The sequence below is a fragment of the Rheinheimera soli genome (genome assembly GCF_021290985.1).
GTDB lineage: Bacteria > Pseudomonadota > Gammaproteobacteria > Enterobacterales > Alteromonadaceae > Pararheinheimera > Pararheinheimera soli.
Genome location: NZ_JAJOYU010000010.1, coordinates 61,445 through 82,629 on the forward strand (window position 1 = coordinate 61,445; position 21,185 = coordinate 82,629).

General features: G+C 47.3%; 21 protein-coding genes. 9 read left to right on the forward strand and 12 right to left on the reverse strand.

The genetic code is table 11. From position 1 onward, the window contains the following. Complete coding sequence (locus LSG37_RS08930) at nt 1-1,149, reverse strand: alkaline phosphatase family protein (protein ID WP_233079543.1); 1,149 nt, start codon at nt 1,147-1,149, stop codon at nt 1-3. Nucleotides 1,150-1,361: 212 nt separating this feature from the next. On the opposite strand from LSG37_RS08930, the gene LSG37_RS08935 reads away from it, so the two are divergent. Continuing rightward, entirely contained in the window at nt 1,362-2,753 is a 1,392-nt protein-coding gene (locus LSG37_RS08935) for an alanine/glycine:cation symporter family protein (protein ID WP_233079544.1), read from the forward strand. A 150-nt stretch (nt 2,754-2,903) separates the two neighbouring features. Here the strand turns inward: LSG37_RS08935 and LSG37_RS08940 are convergent, their stop codons facing one another. The 5 genes from LSG37_RS08940 to LSG37_RS08955 all read right to left on the reverse strand — a co-directional run bounded on the left by LSG37_RS08940 (nt 2,904) and on the right by LSG37_RS08955 (nt 6,463). Further along, on the reverse strand, nt 2,904-3,326 hold the full coding sequence (locus LSG37_RS08940) for a DUF3010 family protein (protein ID WP_264344586.1): 423 nt from the start codon (nt 3,324-3,326) through the stop codon (nt 2,904-2,906). A 422-nt stretch (nt 3,327-3,748) separates the two neighbouring features. Next, nucleotides 3,749-3,880 (reverse strand): hypothetical protein, encoded by a 132-nt coding sequence (locus LSG37_RS21225; protein ID WP_008897994.1) that lies wholly within the window; start codon nt 3,878-3,880, stop codon nt 3,749-3,751. A 73-nt stretch (nt 3,881-3,953) separates the two neighbouring features. Then, nucleotides 3,954-4,481 carry a tetratricopeptide repeat protein gene (locus tag LSG37_RS08945; RefSeq protein ID WP_233079545.1) on the reverse strand — a complete coding sequence of 176 codons (528 nt, stop codon included), beginning with the start codon at nt 4,479-4,481 and terminating at the stop codon, nt 3,954-3,956. 287 nt (nt 4,482-4,768) lie between these two features. Beyond that, nucleotides 4,769-5,653: a LysR family transcriptional regulator gene (locus LSG37_RS08950; protein ID WP_233079546.1), complete on the reverse strand. Its 885-nt coding sequence runs from the start codon at nt 5,651-5,653 to the stop codon at nt 4,769-4,771. A 186-nt stretch (nt 5,654-5,839) separates the two neighbouring features. Then, on the reverse strand, nt 5,840-6,463 hold the full coding sequence (locus tag LSG37_RS08955) for a class II aldolase/adducin family protein (RefSeq protein WP_233079547.1): 624 nt from the start codon (nt 6,461-6,463) through the stop codon (nt 5,840-5,842). Between the two features lie 106 nt (nt 6,464-6,569). On the opposite strand from LSG37_RS08955, the gene LSG37_RS08960 reads away from it, so the two are divergent. The 6 genes from LSG37_RS08960 to LSG37_RS08985 all read left to right on the forward strand — a co-directional run bounded on the left by LSG37_RS08960 (nt 6,570) and on the right by LSG37_RS08985 (nt 12,562). Beyond that, nucleotides 6,570-7,727 (forward strand): methionine aminotransferase, encoded by a 1,158-nt coding sequence (locus LSG37_RS08960; protein ID WP_233079548.1) that lies wholly within the window; start codon nt 6,570-6,572, stop codon nt 7,725-7,727. After that, nucleotides 7,703-8,485 carry an amidohydrolase gene (locus LSG37_RS08965; RefSeq protein ID WP_233079549.1) on the forward strand — a complete coding sequence of 261 codons (783 nt, stop codon included), beginning with the start codon at nt 7,703-7,705 and terminating at the stop codon, nt 8,483-8,485. Before LSG37_RS08960 ends, LSG37_RS08965 begins: the two co-directional genes overlap by 25 nt. A gap of 9 nt (nt 8,486-8,494) precedes the next feature. Beyond that, nucleotides 8,495-9,676, forward strand: a complete 1,182-nt coding sequence (locus LSG37_RS08970; protein WP_233079550.1) for an MFS transporter — start codon at nt 8,495-8,497, stop codon at nt 9,674-9,676. A 101-nt stretch (nt 9,677-9,777) separates the two neighbouring features. Next, nucleotides 9,778-10,200 (forward strand): cytidine deaminase, encoded by a 423-nt coding sequence (locus tag LSG37_RS08975; protein ID WP_233079551.1) that lies wholly within the window; start codon nt 9,778-9,780, stop codon nt 10,198-10,200. A gap of 14 nt (nt 10,201-10,214) precedes the next feature. Continuing rightward, the gene (gene deoA, locus LSG37_RS08980) at nt 10,215-11,531 is read left to right on the forward strand and encodes a thymidine phosphorylase (protein ID WP_233079552.1); all 1,317 of its coding nucleotides are present in this window, start codon (nt 10,215-10,217) and stop codon (nt 11,529-11,531) included. Between the two features lie 149 nt (nt 11,532-11,680). Further along, nucleotides 11,681-12,562, forward strand: a complete 882-nt coding sequence (locus tag LSG37_RS08985) for a TIGR02285 family protein (RefSeq protein WP_233079553.1) — start codon at nt 11,681-11,683, stop codon at nt 12,560-12,562. A gap of 17 nt (nt 12,563-12,579) precedes the next feature. On the opposite strand, the gene LSG37_RS08990 is transcribed toward LSG37_RS08985, so the two are convergent. From LSG37_RS08990 to trxA, 3 genes are all read right to left on the reverse strand, one after another. Continuing rightward, the gene (locus tag LSG37_RS08990) at nt 12,580-13,875 is read right to left on the reverse strand and encodes an NAD(P)/FAD-dependent oxidoreductase (RefSeq protein ID WP_233079554.1); all 1,296 of its coding nucleotides are present in this window, start codon (nt 13,873-13,875) and stop codon (nt 12,580-12,582) included. 49 nt (nt 13,876-13,924) lie between these two features. After that, nucleotides 13,925-15,193: a transcription termination factor Rho gene (gene rho, locus LSG37_RS08995; protein ID WP_233009933.1), complete on the reverse strand. Its 1,269-nt coding sequence runs from the start codon at nt 15,191-15,193 to the stop codon at nt 13,925-13,927. Between the two features lie 194 nt (nt 15,194-15,387). Further along, nucleotides 15,388-15,714 (reverse strand): thioredoxin TrxA, encoded by a 327-nt coding sequence (gene trxA, locus LSG37_RS09000; RefSeq protein WP_046518974.1) that lies wholly within the window; start codon nt 15,712-15,714, stop codon nt 15,388-15,390. A gap of 98 nt (nt 15,715-15,812) precedes the next feature. Between trxA and rhlB the strand changes: the two genes are divergently transcribed. Then, on the forward strand, nt 15,813-17,084 hold the full coding sequence (rhlB, locus tag LSG37_RS09005) for an ATP-dependent RNA helicase RhlB (RefSeq protein WP_233079555.1): 1,272 nt from the start codon (nt 15,813-15,815) through the stop codon (nt 17,082-17,084). After that, a complete protein-coding gene (gene gppA, locus LSG37_RS09010; RefSeq protein WP_366515553.1) occupies nt 17,050-18,594 on the forward strand; it encodes a guanosine-5'-triphosphate,3'-diphosphate diphosphatase in 1,545 nt (514 codons plus the stop codon). The genes rhlB and gppA overlap by 35 nt, the downstream gene beginning before the upstream one ends. A 34-nt stretch (nt 18,595-18,628) precedes the next feature. Here gppA and hemB read toward each other — a convergent pair whose 3' ends face one another. From hemB to LSG37_RS09025, 3 genes are read right to left on the reverse strand one after another with little or no spacing between them, the layout of a single operon-like run. Then, the gene (hemB, locus tag LSG37_RS09015; RefSeq protein ID WP_233079556.1) at nt 18,629-19,633 is read right to left on the reverse strand and encodes a porphobilinogen synthase; all 1,005 of its coding nucleotides are present in this window, start codon (nt 19,631-19,633) and stop codon (nt 18,629-18,631) included. After that, entirely contained in the window at nt 19,620-20,387 is a 768-nt protein-coding gene (locus LSG37_RS09020) for a GGDEF domain-containing protein (RefSeq protein ID WP_233079557.1), read from the reverse strand. The genes hemB and LSG37_RS09020 overlap by 14 nt, the downstream gene beginning before the upstream one ends. Continuing rightward, the gene (locus LSG37_RS09025; protein ID WP_233079558.1) at nt 20,384-21,184 is read right to left on the reverse strand and encodes a TatD family hydrolase; all 801 of its coding nucleotides are present in this window, start codon (nt 21,182-21,184) and stop codon (nt 20,384-20,386) included. The genes LSG37_RS09020 and LSG37_RS09025 overlap by 4 nt, the downstream gene beginning before the upstream one ends. Nucleotide 21,185: the final 1 nt, after the last annotated feature.

Consider the following 21,185-nt stretch of genomic DNA (forward strand, 5'->3'; position numbering starts at 1 on the left):
TCAAAGGCTGCTTGCAGCTTTAAATTGCACCGAATGATCAGTATCAGATACTGCCAGCTGAGTTACGACGTTAAAATCAAAAGCAGGTGCAGCTTTAGGTTGCACTGCCAGATAATCAAAGCCCAGAGCAGCCGCTATAGTGGCCGCCATTTGGCCTTGTTGCCAGCTTTGTGCTGTACGGATTAAACCTGCAGCCGGAATAGCTGGCCCTATAGCTGCCAGCCACACCTGTTCTGAACCAGCAATTTGTGGCACCGGCCCTTTGTAACCTGGTACAGCTGCGCCCTTTCCATGGGAGCGCCATTGGGCTGCTTCGCCACGGCCGTGATCAGTACTGATCAGTAAAGTAGTTTGGTCACGGTAATAAGGGTCGTTTTGTAGTTCCTGCCATAAGTCGGCAATAAACTGATCGCTGCGGTGAATAGCAGCCAGATACTGATCGTATTGGCCTAAATGGGCAAAATCGTCGGCTTCGCCTAAAGCTATATACAGCAATTTCGGTTTATGTAAGCGCATATGCTCCAGCGCAAATTCCTGAGTAAAAACATCCAGCCGCACAGTGGCAAAAGGGCTGGGTGTTTTCGCTTGCAACTGGTTCAAATAGTGTTGTTTTTCACTCAATTTACCTTGTTCCGGCATAAAACCGGCATTTACCGTCAGGCCTGATCGCTCTGTATTCAAAATATAAGGGAATAACTCCCAGGAGCCAAAAGCTGCCACTTTATGCTGCAGCTGGGGTTGTTGATTTAACCATTCCAATACTGTGACATTGGGGTTGGCAATTTTGTTGTTGCTGCGAATAGCGGGGTCGGCAAAACCGGCCAGTAATTCCTGATAACCAGGATAAGAAATTTGATACGAGTTACTGACATTCATACTTGAACCCTGACTGCGGTCGCCCAGGGTTATGCCTTGCTGGTTCACGGTTTGATGCAAAAATGGCATTAAAAGCTCAGGTTTGCCTGGTATAAACTGACGGATAAGCTCCGGCGTTTTTACCCACTCTGGTTGCTGATACAGTGTTGGGTCCGCTCCGGCAAAGACTTCCTGCCAGCGCACACCATCTATGCTCACCAGTACTACTTTAGGTTCTGCTTTTACACTAAGCGGCAAAACAACCAACAGCCCTATAAGCCAGTTCAACTTCATCAGAAAGCCCCAACAGCAGTGGATTGGGGCCGATACTGCCAGTTGAACATGACAACAAAGCTTAAAACTGATGGCAATTCGGTGACATGATGGTTGGCGACGTTAAAAAAGCTTGCGCTGGCTGTGATCTGCGCTGAAGATAGCCATCTATAAAAATAGCCGTCTGGAAGTGTATCAGATGGCAAAAAATCCAGATCCCAAGGTGCGTGTGTATGTCCGATTTTAGTTTTCAGCAGGCCTTTGAATGGCTGAGCTCTGCCATAGCCTCACTAGTGTTTTATGCCATTCCTGTTAATGGTGCTGCTTTGCCTGTCACTGTGCTCTGGCTGGTGCTGGGCGCTGTGGTTTTTACCTGTTATTTAGGTTTTATCAATATCCGTGGTTTTCGCCATGCCATTCGTGTGTTGCGGGGCGATTACGCCGATAAAACCGCCAAAGGTGATATTACTCAGTTTCAGGCGTTGTCAGCGGCTTTATCCGGCACAGTGGGCACAGGCAATATTGCTGGTGTGGCTGTGGCCATTGCTTTGGGTGGGCCAGGCGCTACCTTCTGGATGATAGTGGCTGGCTTTTTGGGCATGACCACCAAGTTTGTTGAATGCACGCTGGCGGTAAAATACCGGGTGTATAACGCCGATGGTTCGACGTCTGGTGGCCCTATGTATTACATCAAAGCAGCTTTGGATAAATATGGCCTGCCACGGCTGGGTAGTTTTTTAGCTGCTTTTTTTGCTATTGCCTGTGTGTTTGGCTCTGCTGGTTTTGTGCATGTGAATCAGGGTTTTTCTCAGGTCAAGCTGGTGACAGGTTTCGATAATGCCTGGGTGTTTGGCCTGGTGTATTCGTTTTTAGTGGGGCTGGTGATAGTGGGTGGTATTAAAAGTATTGCTCGTGTCACCAGTAAATTAGTGCCTTTGATGTGCGCCATTTATTTGTCGGCTGCTTTTGTCTTTTTGGTTATTCACTTTGATGCTATTCCGGCTGCAATCTGGACTATTTTGCACAGCGCTTTTGCACCAGAAGCTGCTTATGGTGGTGTGATTGGTGTGATTATTCAGGGCTTTCGCCGCGCTGCTTATTCCAATGAAGCTGGTATAGGTTCATCTCCTATAGCGCATTCGGCGGCTCGCACTAAAGATCCGGTGTCTGAAGGTTTTGTTGGTTTGCTGGAACCTTTTATCGACACAGTGGTGATTTGTACTATTTCTGCTCTGGTGATAGTGGTAAGCGGTGTGTATTTGCAGCCAGGTTTAGATGGGGTGCAAATGACCTCTGCAGCTTTTGGCTCTGTGTTTGACTGGTTCCCGCTGGTGCTGATGGTGGCGCTATTGTTATTTGGCTATTCGACTGTAGTGAGCTGGTCTTTTTATGGCTTAAAGTCCTGGACTTACCTCTTTGGTCACAGCGATTTTACTCAGCGTAGTTTTAAAGTGTTGTTTTGTTCAGTAGTGGCTATTGGCGCTGTGCCTAATATGCTGGCCGTGTTTGATTTTATCGACTCGATGATCTTTTTAATGGCGGTGCCGAATATTCTGGCCTTGTATTTATTACTGCCGGAAGTGAAGCAGGATTTAAAAGCCTACCTTTTAAAACATAAGGGCTAAAACTCAAAGGCCAAAGAATACGCTGCATACCCTAAATCATTGGGGTTGCAGTGAGGCGACAAGGGAGTGAGACCCCAGGAACATAGACCTCTATGTGACTGGGGCGAAGGAGCGCAGTCAACAAAACTGCAGCTTCAAGGATGACAGGTATTACTTAGCCAGGTAAGCGTAGGCCGTGATAAAAGCCGTCTCCTGAAAACCTTTTAAACCAGTTTCTTTAAATACGATAGGTACAGGGTGACGCGCCAGCTGCTCTTTGATAAAAGAGCTGGTCAGAATTTCGGTTTTAACATCAGGTAATAATTGCAGCGCTGCTTCCATCTTAAAACCAACGGCACCACCAGCAAATTTGCCCTTTTGCGGCCGTTCACGGATCACAAAAGTGTCGATTTTGTAGTCTTCTGCCAGTTTGGCAAACACAAACTGAAATTTTTTCATTTGTTCGCTGTCCTGATCTTTTAACAGCGGCAAACGCACAGTGCGGCAATCCGGAATATCAAACAGGCCGCTATCTATAGCCAATAAACACAAAATGGCTTCACTGCCTTTCATTTCAACACCACAAACGCGCATAGGAATTTCTCTGACTAACTCAAGTTGGGGATATTATGACAGCTTAATAAGGAAAAACTATAGCCAAATGTTTGTCGTTCAAACCAATGCCAATTGGAGGGGCATGGGCTTATCTCGCCTGTGTGGTTGCTGTAGGGGCGCGGGCTTGTCCCCGCCCGTATGAATATACCCTAAGTAATTGCTGTCAGAGCGAGGCGGCTAGGGATTGAGACCCGGGGAGCATAGTCCACTATGCGACTTGGGCGAAAGCACGCAGTCAACTGTAGGGGCTTGTCCCCGCCCGCCTGGCGTTCAAACCAATGTTCGGGGGGGAAATAAAAAAGCAGACAAACCTGACAGGGGGCGGTTTGCCTGCTCACAGTGATTTCAGACAGCAACTGCAATTCAGGCCGGGGAGCCACGTGAATTGCAATCACAGTCTTTTACTGTTGAAAATCTTCGTTTTCGATATCCCACTGGCTAACCGAAAGCTGACGGTAAAAAGACCAGTGCTGTAATAACCAATTTAACCAATGCTCATAAACGTCGTGATCTTGCGGTATGTGGAATGACATAACAGTCTCCTTCTAAACTTGGGCGCTTAAATAAATAGCGCCCAGTCTAGTGTCTCAAGATGACAATACCTTTTCAGTCTGTCACTTTTAAGGTTGACGCTGTGTACACAGGGCTGACAGCCTTAATTTTTTCATTTAAAAGCGCCAGGTTGTGCTCGTTGATCTCGCTCTGCTCCAGTGTGGTGGCCTGTTGAAAATCAGCTAAAGCTGCAACAGGATCTTGACCCATCAAACGGGCCACACCACGGTTAGTGTGAGCAAAAGAGCGCATTTCGCGTTTGTAACTGCTGTCTGAACCTTCGGCGCGACGGGCGGCATAAATGGCTGAACTGCATGCCTGCTCTGCCTGTTTAAACTCCGCCATATGAGTGTATGCAACACATAAGCTCATATGTTTGCTGAACGCATCAGCCTGCTTGTCTGTAGCTGTCGCTTCTGCAACGCCTTCCTGGTACAGACCAGCTTTAATTTTGCTAACACCCGGTGTATCTTCAATTAACACCATTTTGAAACCGCCGGTCGTTGCTGTGGCGACAAAAGAACTTGAGGCCAACAGCATCACTGCTACTTTTTTGCCAAAGCTAAAGGATGTCGCTTTCATAATTTACTCTCCAGTACTCATCAGTAATTTCATTTCAAAGTGCAGGTTATTCACTGCACTGTGCTTACTTTAGAAAGTTACTGACGAACTGACAAAGGATATAAATCCACCTGACAGGTGAGAAAAATTCATCTGTAGTGCGACAAAAAATGTAACCTGAAGTTGATATGCAGTGTTTCTGTGGGAGTTTTGCGATACAGAGGTTGGGTTTGGAGTCAGCTGTTACCTACATCCCTGTAGCTAACAACACCTATAAAAAACAAGGCCGCACTCAAAGAAACATAGGGTTAAAATGTGCGCTGAAAACTTTGTAAAATCCAATCCACCAATAACTGAATTTGCGGTTTATTTGGGTCTGTTTCGTGTTGCACCAGATAATACTTGTCGCGACTTTCCAGTTCTTCACTGAACAGACGTTTTAAGCTGCCACTGGCAAACCAGGAGTGACTGATAGGCCAGGGCACCAAGGCTATGCCTAATCCCTGCTGAGCTGCCCGGGCTACACTGAACATACTGTCGAGCTGGATCACTTGTTTTGGAGTAAAGACTTCCATTTCCAGCTGTTCTGCCCATTGATGCCAGGACCAGGGTCTGGCCTGGTGCACCAGACAAGGCACTTTGGTTAAAGCCTCAAAACCCAGGCCACTAAGTTGTTGATATAACGCCGGGTTACAGGCAGGAACATAGCTTATCGGAAATAACTCATAAGCTATTTTGTCTGTGGGTTTACTGCTGGCCAATAAAATTTGCAGATCGGTATGTTTAGCCGGATCCTGCCGCGATTTGATGGTTTCAACTTTCAGGTTGATATCCGGATGTTGTTCTGACCAACCTACTAAACGCGGTACAAAAAGCTCACTGGCAAAAAACTCTGGCATCGAAATACTGATTTCAGTCGGGTTTTTCTGCTGGCTAAAAGTACGTAAAGTTTGTTCCAGCTCCCGCATCAAAGGCAACAGGGCCTGATAAAAGGCTTTGCCTTGAGCGGTCAGCTCTACTGACCGGGTTTGGCGCAAGAACAAATCCAGCCCAAGCTCAGATTCCAGTTGTTTAATTTGATGGCTGACAGCTGAAGGAGTCAGATACAACTGGCGAGCGGTTTCTTTAAAACTTAAACAGTCGGCGGCGACACAAAAACAGCGCAGACCGCGCATCGAGCTATGGATGGCCATAGATATTCACAATTGTTACCAAAGACGCAGAACTTAAGCAAAAATGGAACCATAAGTTCACACCTTTGATTATCAAAGAGTTTTTTATCAGGCCGCACAAAGGTTGAACCTACTTGCGTCAGTGATGCACCAAAATGAGGCGTCACTGCCTGTAAAAGTCTGTCAGACAAGCAGCGCTCAGAACCCTTAGTTAAATTGATTGGCCGCTTTAATGCGTTCCAATTCGCAGGCAATTAAAAATTGCCATGTCTCCAGATGCCGCTTAGCGCTGTCAATGCTGTCTCCCCAAACATAAAGGCCATGGCCACGGATCAAAAAGGCATAAGCTAAGGTGTCGCGCTCAAAGCGTTGGTGCAATTCCTGCAGAGTAAGCTCGGTACTTTGTGGATCCAAAATAGCCAGAGGACAACAGCTGCGCTGTGCTGCAGTGGCTGCAACTTGCTGTTGTAATTCGTACCCTACAAACAGATGTTGGTCGGCTTTGATTAAGCGGGAAAACACCGTCGCTTGCAGATCATGAGTTTGCAGCACTACTTTATGTTGAGGCTTTAACTGATACAAAAACTGATGAATAGCTGTTGCGGTATCCCTTTCGTTTGGGTTTGCCCAATCGTACGACACTAAATCTGCCGGGCTTAACTCGCTTTTATCTTTGTCTGATGCGGTGAAAAGCGCGCTATGCTCAGAGGTGCGGACAGAAAAAAGTCCGCTGCCTGACGGCAACCATTGGCGTTGTGTTATCCAGCGGCCTAAAGTACAAAGCTGGATTGCGTAAGGGTTTAATTGATGTGTTTGCAGAGATTGATTCATCTTGATGTTTAGACGTCTACACATAAAACTGTCTGGATGATAGCATTCGTTCCATTGTCAGGCCAGTCAGTTTTGTACTGTTTTTGTGCTGTTTTGAGATTAACTTATGAAGTTACAAAGTAAATTACCCGCCTTAGGTACCACTATTTTCAGCCAAATGTCGCAGCTGGCAGCTGAGCATCAGGCTATTAATTTATCTCAGGGCTTTCCTGATTTTCCATCCAACCCGCGACTGATCGAATTATTGACGGCATCAGCCCAGGCTGGCCTGAATCAGTATGCGCCCATGCCCGGTGTGCTGGCATTACGGCAACAAATTTCAACGCTGGTGCAGAATTGTTATCAACGTAAGGTGTGCCCAGAACAGCAGATCACGGTCACCAGTGGTGCTACTGAAGCTTTATTTGTGGCTATTCAGGCCTTGGTTCGTGCCGGTGATGAAGTGATCGTCTTTGATCCTGCGTATGACAGTTATCAACCTGCTGTGGAGCTGGCGGGCGGTTTTACTGTGCATGTGCCTTTGTTACCGCCTTTGTATCAGGTGGACTGGGCGCAACTGGAAAAACAAATCAGCAAAAAAACGCGGCTCATTATTGTCAACAGCCCGCATAACCCAACAGGGGCGGTATTTAGTCATCAGGACTGGCTGTCGCTGCAAGCGCTGGTGTTAAAGCACCGTTTGTATTGCATCAGCGACGAAGTGTATGAGCATTTAGTTTTTGATGGCACACCGCAATTAAGCGCCAATCAGTACCCTGAACTGGCCGATCGCACAGTGGTTGTGTCGTCTTTTGGTAAAACCTTTCATGTCACCGGCTGGAAGCTGGGGTATGCCGTAGCTCCGGTGGAGCTGACGGCTGAATTTCGTAAAATTCATCAGTATGTCACTTTCTCCAGTTTTACTCCGGCTCAGCATGCGATAGCCCACTTACTGGCCGAACAGCCAAAAGAGGTAAAAGGGCTGGCCGCTTTTTATCAGCAAAAACGTGATCAGTTCCGGCTGGGCTTAGCGGATTCGGCCTGGAGTTTATTGCCTTGTCGTGGCAGTTATTTTCAACTGGCCGATTACAGTGCATTCAGTGATTTGGACGATGTGGCTTTTTGTCAGTGGTTAACCCGTGAGCACAAAGTGGCTGCTATTCCGTTGTCGGTGTTTTACCGACAGCCGCCCAGTCAGCGTATCATTCGTTTTTGTTTTGCCAAAGAGCCTCAGACTTTAACTGAAGCGACGGAGATTTTATGTCAGTTATCCGTGTTGCGTTAATCCAGTCCGAACTGGCCTGGCAGAACAGCGCCGCGAACCACAGATATTTTGAACAGCAGATAAAACAGCATAAGGACGTGCAGCTTTTTATCTTGCCTGAGATGTTTAATTCAGGTTTTAGCATGGATTCAACTGTTATTGCTGAAACTATGGAAGGGCTTACAGTACAATGGATGCAGCAGCAAGCTAAGTTATCAGCAGCTGCGATTTGTGGTTCTGTCGCTATTTCGGCCCAAGGCAAGATTTTTAACAGATTATTGTTTGTTACCCCTGACGGTGGAGTGCAGTTTTATGACAAACGCCATTTGTTTCGAATGGGAGGCGAGCAGCAACATTATCAGGCGGGTACAGAGCGGGTTATCGTCTCTTACCTTGGCTTTCGGTTTTGTTTGCAGGTTTGTTACGACTTACGTTTTCCGGTTTTTGCCCGCAATCAGCAGGATTACGATGTGCTGATTTATGTGGCGAACTGGCCAGAGCCACGACGTCAGGTTTGGCGCACTTTGTTGCAGGCTCGCGCTATTGAAAATCAGGCTTATGTGCTGGGTTGTAATCGCATAGGGTCGGATGACAACGGCTTAAGTTATAGCGGTGACAGCATGGTGGTGGATTATTTAGGTCAAATTCAGGCTGAACTTCCTGCCAGGCAAAGTGGTGTGGTGCTGGCAGAGCTGGATCTGGCTGCTTTACAACAATTTAAACAGAAATTTCCAGCTTATCTGGACGCAGACCCTTTTGTATTCACGCCTTCATTTTAGGGAGAACCCATGTATCAGCGGCAAGTGACGGTACTGGTGTATTTAAGTTTTATGTTATTGGGTTTACTCAGTATTTTATGGGGCATTTTGTTGCCCGATATGATGAAGCAACTGCAGATGTCGCCCGCTGCCAGTGGGTTGTTTTTTGCCTGTTTGTCGATGGGTTCTATTACCGGTGCCTTTTTAGGCGGCAAATATGTGCAGAAATTTGAATTTGTGCCCTTGTTTGCCGTGTTATTACTGACGCTGGTGGTACTGATTATTGGTGCGTCTCTGGTGCAGTTCTGGCCTTTGCTATTGGTTTTTGTGTTTGCTTTGGGTTTAACCTGTTCTGGCCTCTTTACTATAGGTCATACCCTGATCGCCCGACTTTATGTGGCAAAACGCGCCCGTATGATGGGTTTTATGGATTTTATGTTCAGCTTAGGTACTTTAGCTGCGCCTTTGTATGTAGTGGTGTTGTATTGGGGTATTGAAGACTGGCGCTGGCCGCTGCGTTTATTAGCTGTGATGCTGGCTGGTACAGCGGCTTATGCCTGGTATCTGGGCCGTACCCATCAAAGTCCTGCTCATATGACGTACACCAAAGGCAGTTTGTCTTACCGTCAGGTGATGAAAAAGCCGGTATTTTTTGCTTTGGCTTTAATGATGTTCGGTTACGGTGCAGTGGAGTGGGGCCATGGCAATTGGTTTGTCACTTACGCCAGCCAGGGCTTAGCTTTGAGTACTGAGCAGTCGCGCTTAATTTTTGCCTTTTTTACCGGTGGTATGGTGCTGAGCCGGCTAAGTTTTTCATTATTTTTACGCTGGTTTAGCAGCGCGCAGTTGCTGATGATGCTGGTGATCTGTGCTTTTTGTGGTGCTGTTTTAGTAAAAATCACCGCTGTACCCGCTTTATTGCAATTAGGTAACTTTGCTTTAGGTTTTGGTTTAGGCGCAATATTCCCGCTGATGTTAACGGCAGCTATGGATCTGGACAGTGACAATGGCCCGGTGTTGTCTGGTCTTGCCAACATTGGCGGTGCCATTGGTTATCAGGCTGCAGCTTTGGGCACAGGTTTGGCTGCACAACAAGTGGGTATAGCCACAGCCTATTGGCTGATCCCTATATTGGCGGTATGGCTTCTGGGGACTGTCAGTTATTTCAGCTATTTGTTGCATAAAAAACACTCAAAACCAGTGCAAATTTAACTTTTTCGCTGCATTTGTTGGTTTTGTAGTCAACCAGCTCTTGATTCTGAACGGCTTTAGGCGCATAACCTAAGGCCGTATGACCTGCAAAAATTTAAACTATGACTACACGTATTCAATGGGCTGAATTAGCCCTCGCTGCCAAAGCAGCATCCGAACAGTCCTATGCGCCTTACAGCAAATTTCCGGTAGGTGTCGCAGTACAAGCCAGCAGTGGCAAAATCTATTCTGGTTGTAATGTTGAAAACGCGTCTTATGGCGGCACTATTTGCGCCGAGCGTAATGCTATAGCCGCAGCTGTAGTGGCCGGTGAGCGTCAGTTTGTCGGCCTGATGGTCTACACCCCGCAAGATCAACTCACCCCGCCTTGTGGCATTTGTCGTCAGGTGATTGCTGAATTCTTTACGCCGGACAGTCCGGTACGCAGCTGCAATCATTTAGAACAACAGCAGGAATGGACGCTGGAACAATTATTACCCAGCGCTTTTACCCCGTTGTTTCTGGCCAATAGCAAAAAAATCTGACTCTGGAGTGCATAGTGTTATTACCTCAGGAAATTATTAAACAAAAACGTAATGGCGGCGCTTTGACAGAAGCTGCTATACAGCAATTTGTCCGTGGCTTAACGGACCAGAGCTTCAGTGAAGGCCAGACCGCAGCATTGGCTATGGCGATTTATCTGAACGGCATGAGTACAGCTGAAACTGTGGCTTTAACCCGTGCTATGCAGCATTCAGGTGCCGTGATGAACTGGACAGATATGCTGGATGGCCCAGTGGTGGATAAACACAGTACAGGCGGAGTGGGTGATAAAGTCAGCTTAATGCTGGCGCCTATGATCGCGGCCTGTGGCGCTTATGTGCCTATGATTGCAGGTCGTGGATTAGGCCACACAGGTGGCACTATCGACAAACTGGAAGCTATTCCAGGTTATCAGTGTCAGCAACCGCTGGATAAAATTCAGCAACTGGTGAAACAACAAGGTTGTGTCATCGTCTCGCAAAGTGGCGAACTGGCGCCGGCTGACCGCCGTCTGTATTTAATCCGTGATGTCACTGCCACAGTCGAATCTATTCCTTTGATCACCGCCTCTATTTTGTCTAAAAAGCTGGCTGCTGGGCTGCAGGCTTTGACGATGGATGTGAAGATTGGCTCTGGCGCCATTATGAAAAATGTTGCCGATGCTTCAGCTTTAGCTAAAAGTATTGTCAACACAGCCAAAGGCGCTGGCGTGCCAACTCAGGCTTTATTAACAGATATGAACCAGACCTTGGGTGCTACCGCTGGTAATGCGCTGGAAATACTGGAAACGCTGGATTATTTGACCGGCAAATACCGCGAATCTCGTTTGCATCAGGTGACCTTAGAACTGGGTGCCAGCATGTTGCAATTAGGTGGCTTGTTTAAAGATAAAGCCAGCGCTATAGCTGCGTTGGAGCAAAGTTTAACTTCAGGTAAAGCCGCGGAGATTTTCAGTAAAATGGTGGCGGCTCAGGGCGGACCAGCAGACTTGCTGGAAAAACCTGAGCTGTATCTGGCAAAAGCCAAAGTAGTGTTAGATATCACAGCACCTGTTGCCGGTTATCTGAACAAAGCCGATACCACTGCTATTGGTATGGCTGTGGTGCGTTTAGGTGGTGGCCGTGCTCACCCGGATCAAGTGATCAATATGGCGGTGGGCTTCAGCGATGTGAAAGCCTTGGGCGCACAAGTGGCAGCAGGCGACCTGTTAGCCCGGGTGCATGCCGATACAACGGAAGCCGCAGAACATGCCAAAGCAGAGTATCTGGCAGCTTTAACTATTGGGACAACAGCGGCCACTATTGATCCAATTATTCACTTAGTGATTGATTAATCGTCAGAAAAATTGTTGAAAAGAGCCACTTGATGTGGCTTTTTTGCTATTTAATCTGAGCCCGGGTTCAGGTTTTCAGCTTGCGACGAACGACCTTGTTGCTGATAAAGGCATTTGCTACTGTACTGGCTTCTTTGCAGGGAGGCTCGATGAAGAAGTTAAGTGGTTGTATAGTATTGATGTTATGGGCTTTTTCCGCCTCTGCTCAACCTTTGATGGTTTGGTACACCAGCCATTGGCCGCCTTATCGTATCAGTGAAGGGCCATACGCCGGACAAGGCTCTTTTGATTTGATGCTGAGTCAGTTGATTGACGCTTTGCCGCAGTATCAACATCAGATCAATCAAATCCATCTTGCCCGAATAGTCAAAGTGTCGGCCACCACCAGCGAAAATCACTGTACCTTTGGCTTGCGGTATACACCTGAGCGGGATCAGCGTACTTACTTTTCTCAGCCTGCTGCTATGTTACCTAATCTGGCGATCAATGCTCTGCACGATCACAACACACTTAAAAGGCGGTACCCAGCGCAGGCGGTGCGGATGGAAACATTGACGAAGGATCCGGATTTGCTGGGCCTGATCGAAAATGACAGAGCTTACCCTGAGGTGATAGCAGCACAGATTAATAAAAAAGGTAGCAACCTGGGCAGCAGTTCTATGATCACATTGAATCCCGCCCAGTTGCTGGCTGCAAAACGCGTAGATTATGTAGTGGATTACCCTAATCGTTTACGGTATTTCAGCATCGAAGCAGGGCAGGATCTTAAACTGGAGTTCAGGCCCATAGCAGAGATCCCTAGCTTTTCTTACACCTATGTCAGTTGTTCAAAATCGGAAGCAGGTAAAGGCTGGATTGCAGATATAGATGCTGCTCTTACTAGATTAAAGCAAAAGAGCGAGTATAAAAACGCCATGTATCGCTGGTTTTCAGAGCAGGAACAGCAACTGCTGGAACCGCATTATGCCGGATTTCAGCAAGCCCGGTTTTTTGTACCAGAGCAGGCTGAAACCCGTTTGAGTGGTATGTAGTGTGGCTGTAGTAAGTTTTAGTGCAGCTTTAACCGTGGCCTGATGATTTTGTTAATTTTACCTATCACCGAAATCACCAGTGTGCGGAACCAGCCGTGTAAAGCCACCTGGTGCATACGATACAGCGATATATAAGCCATACGGGCAATACGGCCTTCTATCATCATAGCTCCGCCGACCAGATTGCCCATCAGATTACCTACAGTGCCAAAACGACTGAGTGAAATCAGTGAACCATGATCCTTGTACTTGTAAGCCACCTGAGCTTTGCCTGCCATAACTGCGGTCAGGTTTTTAGCGACATGACTTGCCATCTGATGGGCTGACTGAGCTCGTGGTGGCACCCATTTGTTATCCGGCAGCGGACAGCCGGCACAGTCACCAATCACATAAATCTGGCTGTCGACACTGCTTTGCAAGGTAGGTAATACCATCAACTGATTAATACGGTTGGTTTCTAAACCATCTAAGTCTTTTAAGAAATCCGGCGCTTTAATACCTGCAGCCCAGACCATCAGTTCAGCCTGTAAATGTTCATCACCCAGTTGCAGGCCATATTCATCTGCTGCTGTGACTTTGGTACTGACCCGCACATCTACACCTAGTTTCAGTAGCTCTTTGTGTGCTGCTGCGGCAATACGTTCCGGCAGGGCCGGCAGAATACGAGGACCAGCTTCAATTACTGATATTTTTAAGCGGTCACGTTTCATATCGTTAAAGCCGTACAAATTTAACTCTGCTGCGGCATGGTGCAGTTCAGCTGCCAGTTCAACACCAGTTGCTCCTGCGCCAACTATGGCGATGTTCAGGTTTTCTTTAGGGTGCAAAGGTGAGTTCAGCTTTAAATAAGCTTCAAGTAAACGGCGATGAAAGCGGTTGGCCTGTGAAGGGCTGTCGAGGAAAATACAATGTTCTTGCACGCCCGGGGTATTGAAGTGATTCGACACACTGCCTATAGCAAGCACCAGGTAATCATAATGAATACGGCGCTCTTCCAACACTACTTCGCCACTTTCATCCAGCACAGGCGCCAAGGTGACTTGTCGTTCTGTTCTGTTTAGTCCGGTAAAAGTACCAAGCTGAAACTCAAAGCCATGGGCTCTGGCATGGGCACGATAAGTGACCTGATCAATATCAACATCTAGCGTGCCTGTCGCCACTTCGTGCAACAAAGGTTTCCAGATATGAGTCGAGTTTCTGTCGATGAGGGTAATAGCCGCTTTGCCCTTACGGCCAAATTTATTACCAAGGCGGGTTGCCAGTTCCAGTCCACCAGCACCACCACCAATGACTACGATCTGCGGGGTTGTCATCTATTTTTTCTCACATAAAAAAAACCGGCAACGAGGCCGGTTTTTGGGGTTAACTATTTTTTTGCCGTTTCATCGACTCAAAAAACTCGTCGTTGGTTTTGGTCATCGACAGTTTATCGATCAGGAATTCCATGCAATCTGTTTCATCCATTGGATGCAGAATTTTGCGCAGGATCCACATTTTTTGCAGCTCTTCCGGCGATGCCAGCAGTTCTTCACGGCGGGTACCAGAGCGATTAAATTCAATAGCAGGGAAAATACGACGTTCAGCAATTTTACGAGACAGGTGTAATTCCATATTACCTGTACCCTTAAATTCTTCGTAAATCACTTCGTCCATCTTCGAGCCAGTGTCGACTAAAGCAGTAGCGATAATAGTTAAGCTGCCACCTTCTTCCACATTACGGGCTGCACCAAAAAAGCGTTTTGGTTTGTGTAAAGCGTTGGCATCGACACCACCTGTTAATACCTTGCCTGAGCTTGGGATCACAGTGTTGTAAGCACGGGCTAAACGAGTGATAGAGTCGAGTAAAATGATTACATCTTTTTTGTGTTCAACTAAACGTTTGGCTTTTTCGATGACCATTTCGGCAACCTGAACGTGACGGCTGGCTGGTTCGTCGAAGGTAGAAGCAACCACTTCACCTTTAACCAGACGCTGCATCTCGGTGACTTCTTCCGGACGTTCGTCAATCAGTAATACCATCAACACACATTCAGGGTGGTTGGCCGCAATAGACTGAGCAATGTTTTGCAGAAGAATAGTTTTACCGGCTTTTGGCGGTGCCACAATCAAACCACGCTGACCACGGCCAATAGGGGAGGCCAGGTCTAACACACGGGCTGTGATGTCTTCTTTACTGCCGTTACCACGTTCCATCCGTAAACGGGAATTCGCGTGCAGCGGCGTTAAGTTTTCAAACAGGATCTTGTTACGTGCTTGCTCTGGGCGACCGAAGTTCACTTCGTTCACTTTTAGCAAAGCAAAATAACGTTCGCCTTCTTTTGGCGGGCGAATTAAGCCAGAAATGGTGTCACCAGTACGCAGGTTAAAGCGTCGGATTTGGCTTGGTGAGACGTAAATGTCGTCCGGGCCAGCCAAATAGGAGCTGTCAGAAGAACGTAGGAAACCGAAGCCATCGGTTAGGATTTCAACAACGCCGTCACCAAAAATCTCTTCGCCATTTTTGGCGTGGGATTTCAGGATAGCGAAAATAATGTCTTGCTTACGTAAGCGGGCCATGTTTTCCAGGCCCATAGACTCGGCTAAATCAACCAGCTCGTTAATCGGCTTCAGTTTTAGTTCGGTTAAATGCATATGATGGGTTCTTGTTGGTCAAACAGAATTAAATTGCTTGCCGCTGATTAAAAGGAAGTAGGCTTAGGTTTAGTCAACGGAAAAGCGTGGTTACAGGGATTTGTTGCTGCGTTACACATTAGCAGGATAATTTTCAGTCGTCCAGCCGTAAAAAACAAAAAGGCGTATAAAAAATACGCCTTTTTGTTACGAGCTTAGATATTGCTGTCTAAAAACTCTTTTAACTGAGTTTTGGACAAAGCACCTACTTTCGTCGCTGCAACCTGACCGTTTTTAAACAACAGTAAAGTTGGGATACCACGAATACCAAATTTTGGTGGTGTGCCAGGGTTGTGGTCAATATTGACCTTAGCCACTGTTACTTTACCTGCGTATTCTTGTGCTACTTCGTTGAGGATAGGTGCAATCATTTTGCACGGACCACACCACTCAGCCCAAAAATCGACCAGAACAGGGGCAGCAGCTTTTAACACGTCGGCTTCGAAGCTGTCGTCTGACACCTGCAGAATATGTTCACTCATTTCATTCTCCAATTGCTTTGGGCGTAACTATAAAAAAGTATTGTCAATTTTATCCGGACTGTTTCTTATTGCAAGCGTAACGGTTATGCTAAGCGCGTATGAATAAAACACACTTAACTCAGCATAAATTTGCCGATTTCGCATTGGCTCCACAGGTTCTTGCCGCTTTGGCCGCGCAAGGTTATGACCATTGTACTCCAATCCAGGCTCAATGTTTGCCTCTTGCGTTAGCAGGCAAAGATATTGCGGGCCAGGCTCAAACCGGTACTGGTAAAACGCTCGCCTTTCTGACGGCAACTTTCCATCATTTGTTAACCCACGAGCCTAAAGCCAAAGGTCAACCTCGTGCCATCATCATGGCTCCTACGCGCGAACTGGCGGTTCAGATCCATCATGACGCTCAGGCGCTTGCAAAAACATCCGGCTTGAAGCTTGCTTTGATTTATGGGGGCGAGGGTTATGATTCTCAACGCCAATTGTTGGAACAAGGCGCAGATATTTTAATTGGTACTACAGGTCGCCTGATCGATTACTTAAAACAAGGCCTGTACGACTTGTCGCAAATTCAGGTGGTGGTGCTGGATGAAGCCGATCGTATGTTCGATTTGGGCTTTATTAAAGACATCCGTTTTATGTTCCGTCGTATGCCGCCTGTGACTGAACGTTTGAGCTTGTTGTTCTCTGCCACTTTGTCTTACAAGGTGCAGGAACTTGCATTTGAGCAGATGAACCAGCCCGTGCATATTCACGTGGCACCTGAACAAATGACCGGCTCACGTATTTCTGAAGAATTATTTTATCCGTCAGACGAGCACAAAATGAAGTTGTTGCTGACGCTGATGGAAGAAGAATGGCCGGATAAAGCCATTGTTTTTGCTAATACCAAACATTGCTGTGAAGATATTCACGCCTGGTTGGAAGCCGATGGTCACCGTGTTGGTTTACTGACAGGTGATGTGATCCAGAAAAAACGTTTACGTATTCTGGAGGATTTCACCAGCGGTAAACTGGATATTCTGGTTGCAACAGACGTTGCCGCCCGTGGTTTACATATTCCTATGGTCAGTCATGTATTTAACTACGACTTACCAGACGATTGTGAAGACTATGTGCACCGTATTGGTCGTACTGGTCGAGCTGGTGAAAGTGGTAAAGCCATTAGTTTTGCCTGTGAGCGTTATGCACTGAATCTGACGGCTATCGAAGACTACATCCGTCATATGATCCCAGTGACTCAATACGATACCTCTGCCTTGCTGGAAGATTTGACCGTGCCAAAACCACGGGTCAGACGTCGTCCAGGTCAAGCTCGCAGTGGTGGACGACCAAATCAGAATGGGCCAAGAAACCCACGTAGCCGCCCGCGCTAAGTCCATGGACGGCGCAGGAAAACCGACACAGCATAATGATATTTATGCTGTGATCGATCTCGGCTCCAATAGCTTTCATATGTTGATGGTGAAAGTGGTTGGTGGCAGCGTCCAGGTGATAGGCCGAGTCAAGCGCAAAGTGCGTTTGGCCGCAGGTTTAAACGACAGTTTAGTGCTCAGTAAACAAGCCATGACCCGCGGCTGGGAATGCCTGGCTTTGTTTGCTGAACGTCTGCAAGATATTCCTTCTGCAAATATCCGTATTGTTGGTACAGCCACACTTCGATTAGCCCGTAACGTCAAAACCTTTTTGGTTGAAGCTGAAGCTATTTTGGGTCAGCCTATTCAGGTGATTTCCGGCGAAGAAGAAGCCCGCATTATTTATCTGGGCGTAGCTCATACCTCCAATTGTGACTCCAACCGTTTGGTGATCGACATAGGCGGCGCTTCGACTGAAATCGTCGTAGGGCAGGGCTTTCAGCCGATTTTATTGTCCAGTCTGAATATGGGCTGTGTGACTTTTCTTGAGCGTTATTTTGAAAATAACGAATTAAGCGAAGCCAACTTTAATGCGGCTATTACAGCTGCAGAGCGCGAAATCCGCACTATCAGTGATCAGTATCTGCAACAGGGCTGGCAAAATGCTGTAGGTGCGTCCGGCACTGTGCAAGCGATGCAGGAAATTTTAGTAGGTCAGGGCAAAGATGAAGTCATCACCTTGCCACGACTGGAAGCTATTATGCAGCAGGCTTTGGCTTGTGGGCATATGGACCAGCTGAATTTACCCGGCTTAGCTCAGGAGCGTAAGCAGGTATTCCCTTCTGGTTTAGCGATTTTAATAGCCCTGTTCCGGGTGCTGAATATCAGCGGTATGACTTTATCCGGCGGCGCGTTGCGCGAAGGCGTGTTGTATAGCATGTTGCCGCAGCTGCAGCATCAGGATGTACGAGCCCGCACTATGCAAAGCATGATGGTGCGTTATTACATTGACCAGCAACATGCAGAGCGGGTGGCTGATATGGCCGCTACATTGGCCGACCAGCTGCATCAGCAATGGAATTTAGCTAGTTTTGAAGGTCTAGCTATGTTGCGCTCTGGTGCTTTGCTGCACGAGCTGGGCTTGTTAATTGAATACAAAAACCATCATCACCATGGCGCTTATATTATCAGCCATGCTGAACTGCCAGGTTTTACCCGCGCTCAGCAACAGTTGCTGATGGCGCTGGTGTATAACCACAGAGCAGATATTCACAAAGAAATTCTGTCGAAACAAACCATGACATCAGTGTTGCTCGCAGTTCGGTTAACCCGTTTATTGCGCTTGTCGGTGATTTTGTCGATGCGGCGTAGGCATGAAGTTTTACCTGAAGTACAAATCACAGCACAAGCTGAAGCTTTGACTTTAACTTTGCCGGAAGGCTGGTTGGATCATCATCCATTGATGCGGGCTGAGTTGGAACAGGAAGTGTTGTATCAGCAGCAAGCCGGCTGGCAGCTGGCTATAGAATAAAAAAGGCCAGAGTTTTTGCTCTGGCCTTGTTGTTTTATCGCTGCAACCAAATAGCCGCTTTTTTCGCAAAGTACGTCAGAATGCCATCAGCGCCCGCACGTTTAAAGGCCAGTAATGACTCCATTACTATCGCTTCTTCTGCCAGCCAGCCATTTTGAATAGCGGCCATATGCATAGCGTATTCACCGCTGACCTGATAAGCAAAAGTGGGCACGCCAAATTCGTCTTTGACGCGGCGCACTATATCCAGGTAAGGCATGCCTGGTTTCACCATCACCATATCAGCGCCTTCTTCCAAATCCAAAGCCACTTCACGCAGGGCTTCGTTGCTGTTGGCTGGATCCATCTGATAAGACTTTTTATTACCGCCTTTTAAGTTACCTGCAGAACCTACTGCATCACGAAACGGACCATAATAAGCCGAAGCGTATTTGGCTGAGTAGGCCATAATTTTGGTATTTACAAAACCTTCGGCTTCCAGTGCAGAGCGGATAGCGCCAATACGGCCGTCCATCATGTCAGAGGGTGCCACTATGTCTGCACCAGCTTCTGCATGAGACAGCGCCTGCTTCACCAGAATATCGGTAGTGATGTCATTGAGTACATAACCTTCGTCATCAATAATGCCGTCCTGGCCATGAGTGGTGAAAGGGTCTAAGGCAACATCGGTAATTACACCCAGTTGTGGCACATGCTGTTTTAACATCCGTACTGCACGTTGAGCTAAAGCATCTGGGTTATAAGCCTCTTCCGCCAGCAGTGATTTTTTCTCTGCAGCTGTGACAGGAAATATGGCAATGGCAGGAATGCCTAAAGCGGCCAGCTCTTTCGCTTCTTCCATCAACAAATCCAAAGATAAGCGCTCAATACCGGGCATGGACGGAATAACCTGACGCTGATTTTCGCCTTCGACAATAAACATTGGATAAATTAAGTCATCTACCGTCAGATGATTTTCTGCCATGAGGCGACGGCTGAAGTCAGACTGCCGCATGCGCCTTAAGCGGCTGGCGGGAAAGTATTCGTTAAACTGACTCATCTGTAGTCTCCTGTTCTGTGATCACTGAGTGAGACAAGGCTGAACATATTACCCTGTTTCGACCTTCATTTTTCGCCTGATACAGAGCTGTGTCTGCGGCCTGAATATAATCGGCACTGACGCTGTGAATTTCGGCTACTGCTGCGTAACAGCCGATACTGACACTGATAGACAGCTCCAGCTCTTCATGTTGAATGCGATGGTTAGCCAGACAAAGTCGTACTTGTTCAGCCAATACCATGGCACCTTCTTTATCCGTGTTCGGTAAAATGATGGCAAATTCTTCACCGCCATAACGGCACAAATGATCGGTGCTGCGTTTGAGTTCCTGCTGCAGGCATTTGGCCACTTCTTTAATCACCAAATCACCCACCAGATGGCCATGGTTGTCATTGAAGGCTTTAAAGTGATCAATATCGATCATCAACAGACCCAAAGTGCTGCGCTCGCGACGGCTGCGTTTAATTTCAGCACTGAGCTTCTGATCAAAAAAGGCTCTGTTGCGCACCCCGGTTAAGGCATCACGGGTACTTTGTTGCTCCAGCTGTTTATTTTTGTCAGCCAGCTCAGTCAGGGTAATTTGTAGTTCGAGGGTGCGTTGCTGAATACTGTCTTCCAGTTGATCGGCTACATTCAGCTGCCACTTTTTTTGCTGCAGGTAAAACAGAAGCCATGCGAGTAAAGCCGTCAGCACTGCACCGCAGGTGAAGCCGATCAGTAACTGCTGCCAGTTCAGCTGTAGCCATTGCATCATAGTGAGTACTCGTCTGCTGTGATTTGAAACAGTTCCAGGCTATTTTTCCTGCTGTTTAAGGCGATCTCATCAAGGTTGTGACCTGTCAGTTTGGCGAACTGTGCAGCGATTTGAGGTAAATATACAGGCTCATTTCGGCTGGATTTAGGTTTAGGTGCCATGGTTTTAGGCAACAAAAAAGGCGCGTCGGTTTCCAGTATCAGCCTGTCCAGTGGCAAAAAGCGGATAGCGTCCATTAAGTTCTGCCCACGTTTTTCGTCACATAACCAGCCGGTAATACCAATATAAAGCCCCAGGTCCAGATAGGCCTTTAATTCGGATCTATCGCCAGTAAAGCAGTGTGCTATACCGGTGAGCCCTGAGTGTTTTTTTAACAAACTGATTTGAGTAGAGAAAGCATCACGTTCATGCAGGTAAACCGGCTTTTGCTGTTGTATTGCTAAAGCCAGTTGTATGTCAAAAACCTGAATTTGCTGCTCTGGTGCGGAGAAATTGCGATTAAAATCTAAGCCGCATTCACCTACTGCAACTACCGCAGGTTGGCGCAGCAGCAGTTGCAGTTCCTCAACCCAGCCTTCAGTCACTGAAGAGGCTTGGTGCGGGTGCACACCAGCAGTGCAATAGACTGTTGTTGCAGTTTGACAGTAGCCGCTGTTTTGATAACTTTCAGCGAGATCGCTGCTAATTAATAACAACTCGCGAATATGGTTTTGCTGTGCTCGTTGAACGACGGCGTCACGATCCTGCGCGAAACGTTCGCTGAATAAATTGACACCTGCATCAAACCAGCGTGGCATT

What these genes read in the sequence shown, in the direction of transcription:
- LSG37_RS08930 (WP_233079543.1), bottom strand. Translation starts at nt 1,149, where the DNA reads ATGAAGTTGAACTGGCTTATAGGGCTGTTGGTTGTTTTGCCGCTTAGT.
- LSG37_RS08935 (WP_233079544.1), top strand. Translation starts at nt 1,362, where the DNA reads ATGTCCGATTTTAGTTTTCAGCAGGCCTTTGAATGGCTGAGCTCTGCC.
- LSG37_RS08940 (WP_264344586.1), bottom strand. Translation starts at nt 3,326, where the DNA reads ATGCGCGTTTGTGGTGTTGAAATGAAAGGCAGTGAAGCCATTTTGTGT.
- LSG37_RS21225 (WP_008897994.1), bottom strand. Translation starts at nt 3,880, where the DNA reads ATGTCATTCCACATACCGCAAGATCACGACGTTTATGAGCATTGGTTA.
- LSG37_RS08945 (WP_233079545.1), bottom strand. Translation starts at nt 4,481, where the DNA reads ATGAAAGCGACATCCTTTAGCTTTGGCAAAAAAGTAGCAGTGATGCTG.
- LSG37_RS08950 (WP_233079546.1), bottom strand. Translation starts at nt 5,653, where the DNA reads ATGGCCATCCATAGCTCGATGCGCGGTCTGCGCTGTTTTTGTGTCGCC.
- LSG37_RS08955 (WP_233079547.1), bottom strand. Translation starts at nt 6,463, where the DNA reads ATGAATCAATCTCTGCAAACACATCAATTAAACCCTTACGCAATCCAG.
- LSG37_RS08960 (WP_233079548.1), top strand. Translation starts at nt 6,570, where the DNA reads ATGAAGTTACAAAGTAAATTACCCGCCTTAGGTACCACTATTTTCAGC.
- LSG37_RS08965 (WP_233079549.1), top strand. Translation starts at nt 7,703, where the DNA reads ATGTCAGTTATCCGTGTTGCGTTAATCCAGTCCGAACTGGCCTGGCAG.
- LSG37_RS08970 (WP_233079550.1), top strand. Translation starts at nt 8,495, where the DNA reads ATGTATCAGCGGCAAGTGACGGTACTGGTGTATTTAAGTTTTATGTTA.
- LSG37_RS08975 (WP_233079551.1), top strand. Translation starts at nt 9,778, where the DNA reads ATGACTACACGTATTCAATGGGCTGAATTAGCCCTCGCTGCCAAAGCA.
- LSG37_RS08985 (WP_233079553.1), top strand. Translation starts at nt 11,681, where the DNA reads ATGAAGAAGTTAAGTGGTTGTATAGTATTGATGTTATGGGCTTTTTCC.
- LSG37_RS08990 (WP_233079554.1), bottom strand. Translation starts at nt 13,875, where the DNA reads ATGACAACCCCGCAGATCGTAGTCATTGGTGGTGGTGCTGGTGGACTG.
- rho (WP_233009933.1), bottom strand. Translation starts at nt 15,193, where the DNA reads ATGCATTTAACCGAACTAAAACTGAAGCCGATTAACGAGCTGGTTGAT.
- trxA (WP_046518974.1), bottom strand. Translation starts at nt 15,714, where the DNA reads ATGAGTGAACATATTCTGCAGGTGTCAGACGACAGCTTCGAAGCCGAC.
- rhlB (WP_233079555.1), top strand. Translation starts at nt 15,813, where the DNA reads ATGAATAAAACACACTTAACTCAGCATAAATTTGCCGATTTCGCATTG.
- gppA (WP_366515553.1), top strand. Translation starts at nt 17,050, where the DNA reads ATGGGCCAAGAAACCCACGTAGCCGCCCGCGCTAAGTCCATGGACGGC.
- hemB (WP_233079556.1), bottom strand. Translation starts at nt 19,633, where the DNA reads ATGAGTCAGTTTAACGAATACTTTCCCGCCAGCCGCTTAAGGCGCATG.
- LSG37_RS09020 (WP_233079557.1), bottom strand. Translation starts at nt 20,387, where the DNA reads ATGATGCAATGGCTACAGCTGAACTGGCAGCAGTTACTGATCGGCTTC.
- LSG37_RS09025 (WP_233079558.1), bottom strand. Translation starts at nt 21,184, where the DNA reads ATGCCACGCTGGTTTGATGCAGGTGTCAATTTATTCAGCGAACGTTTC.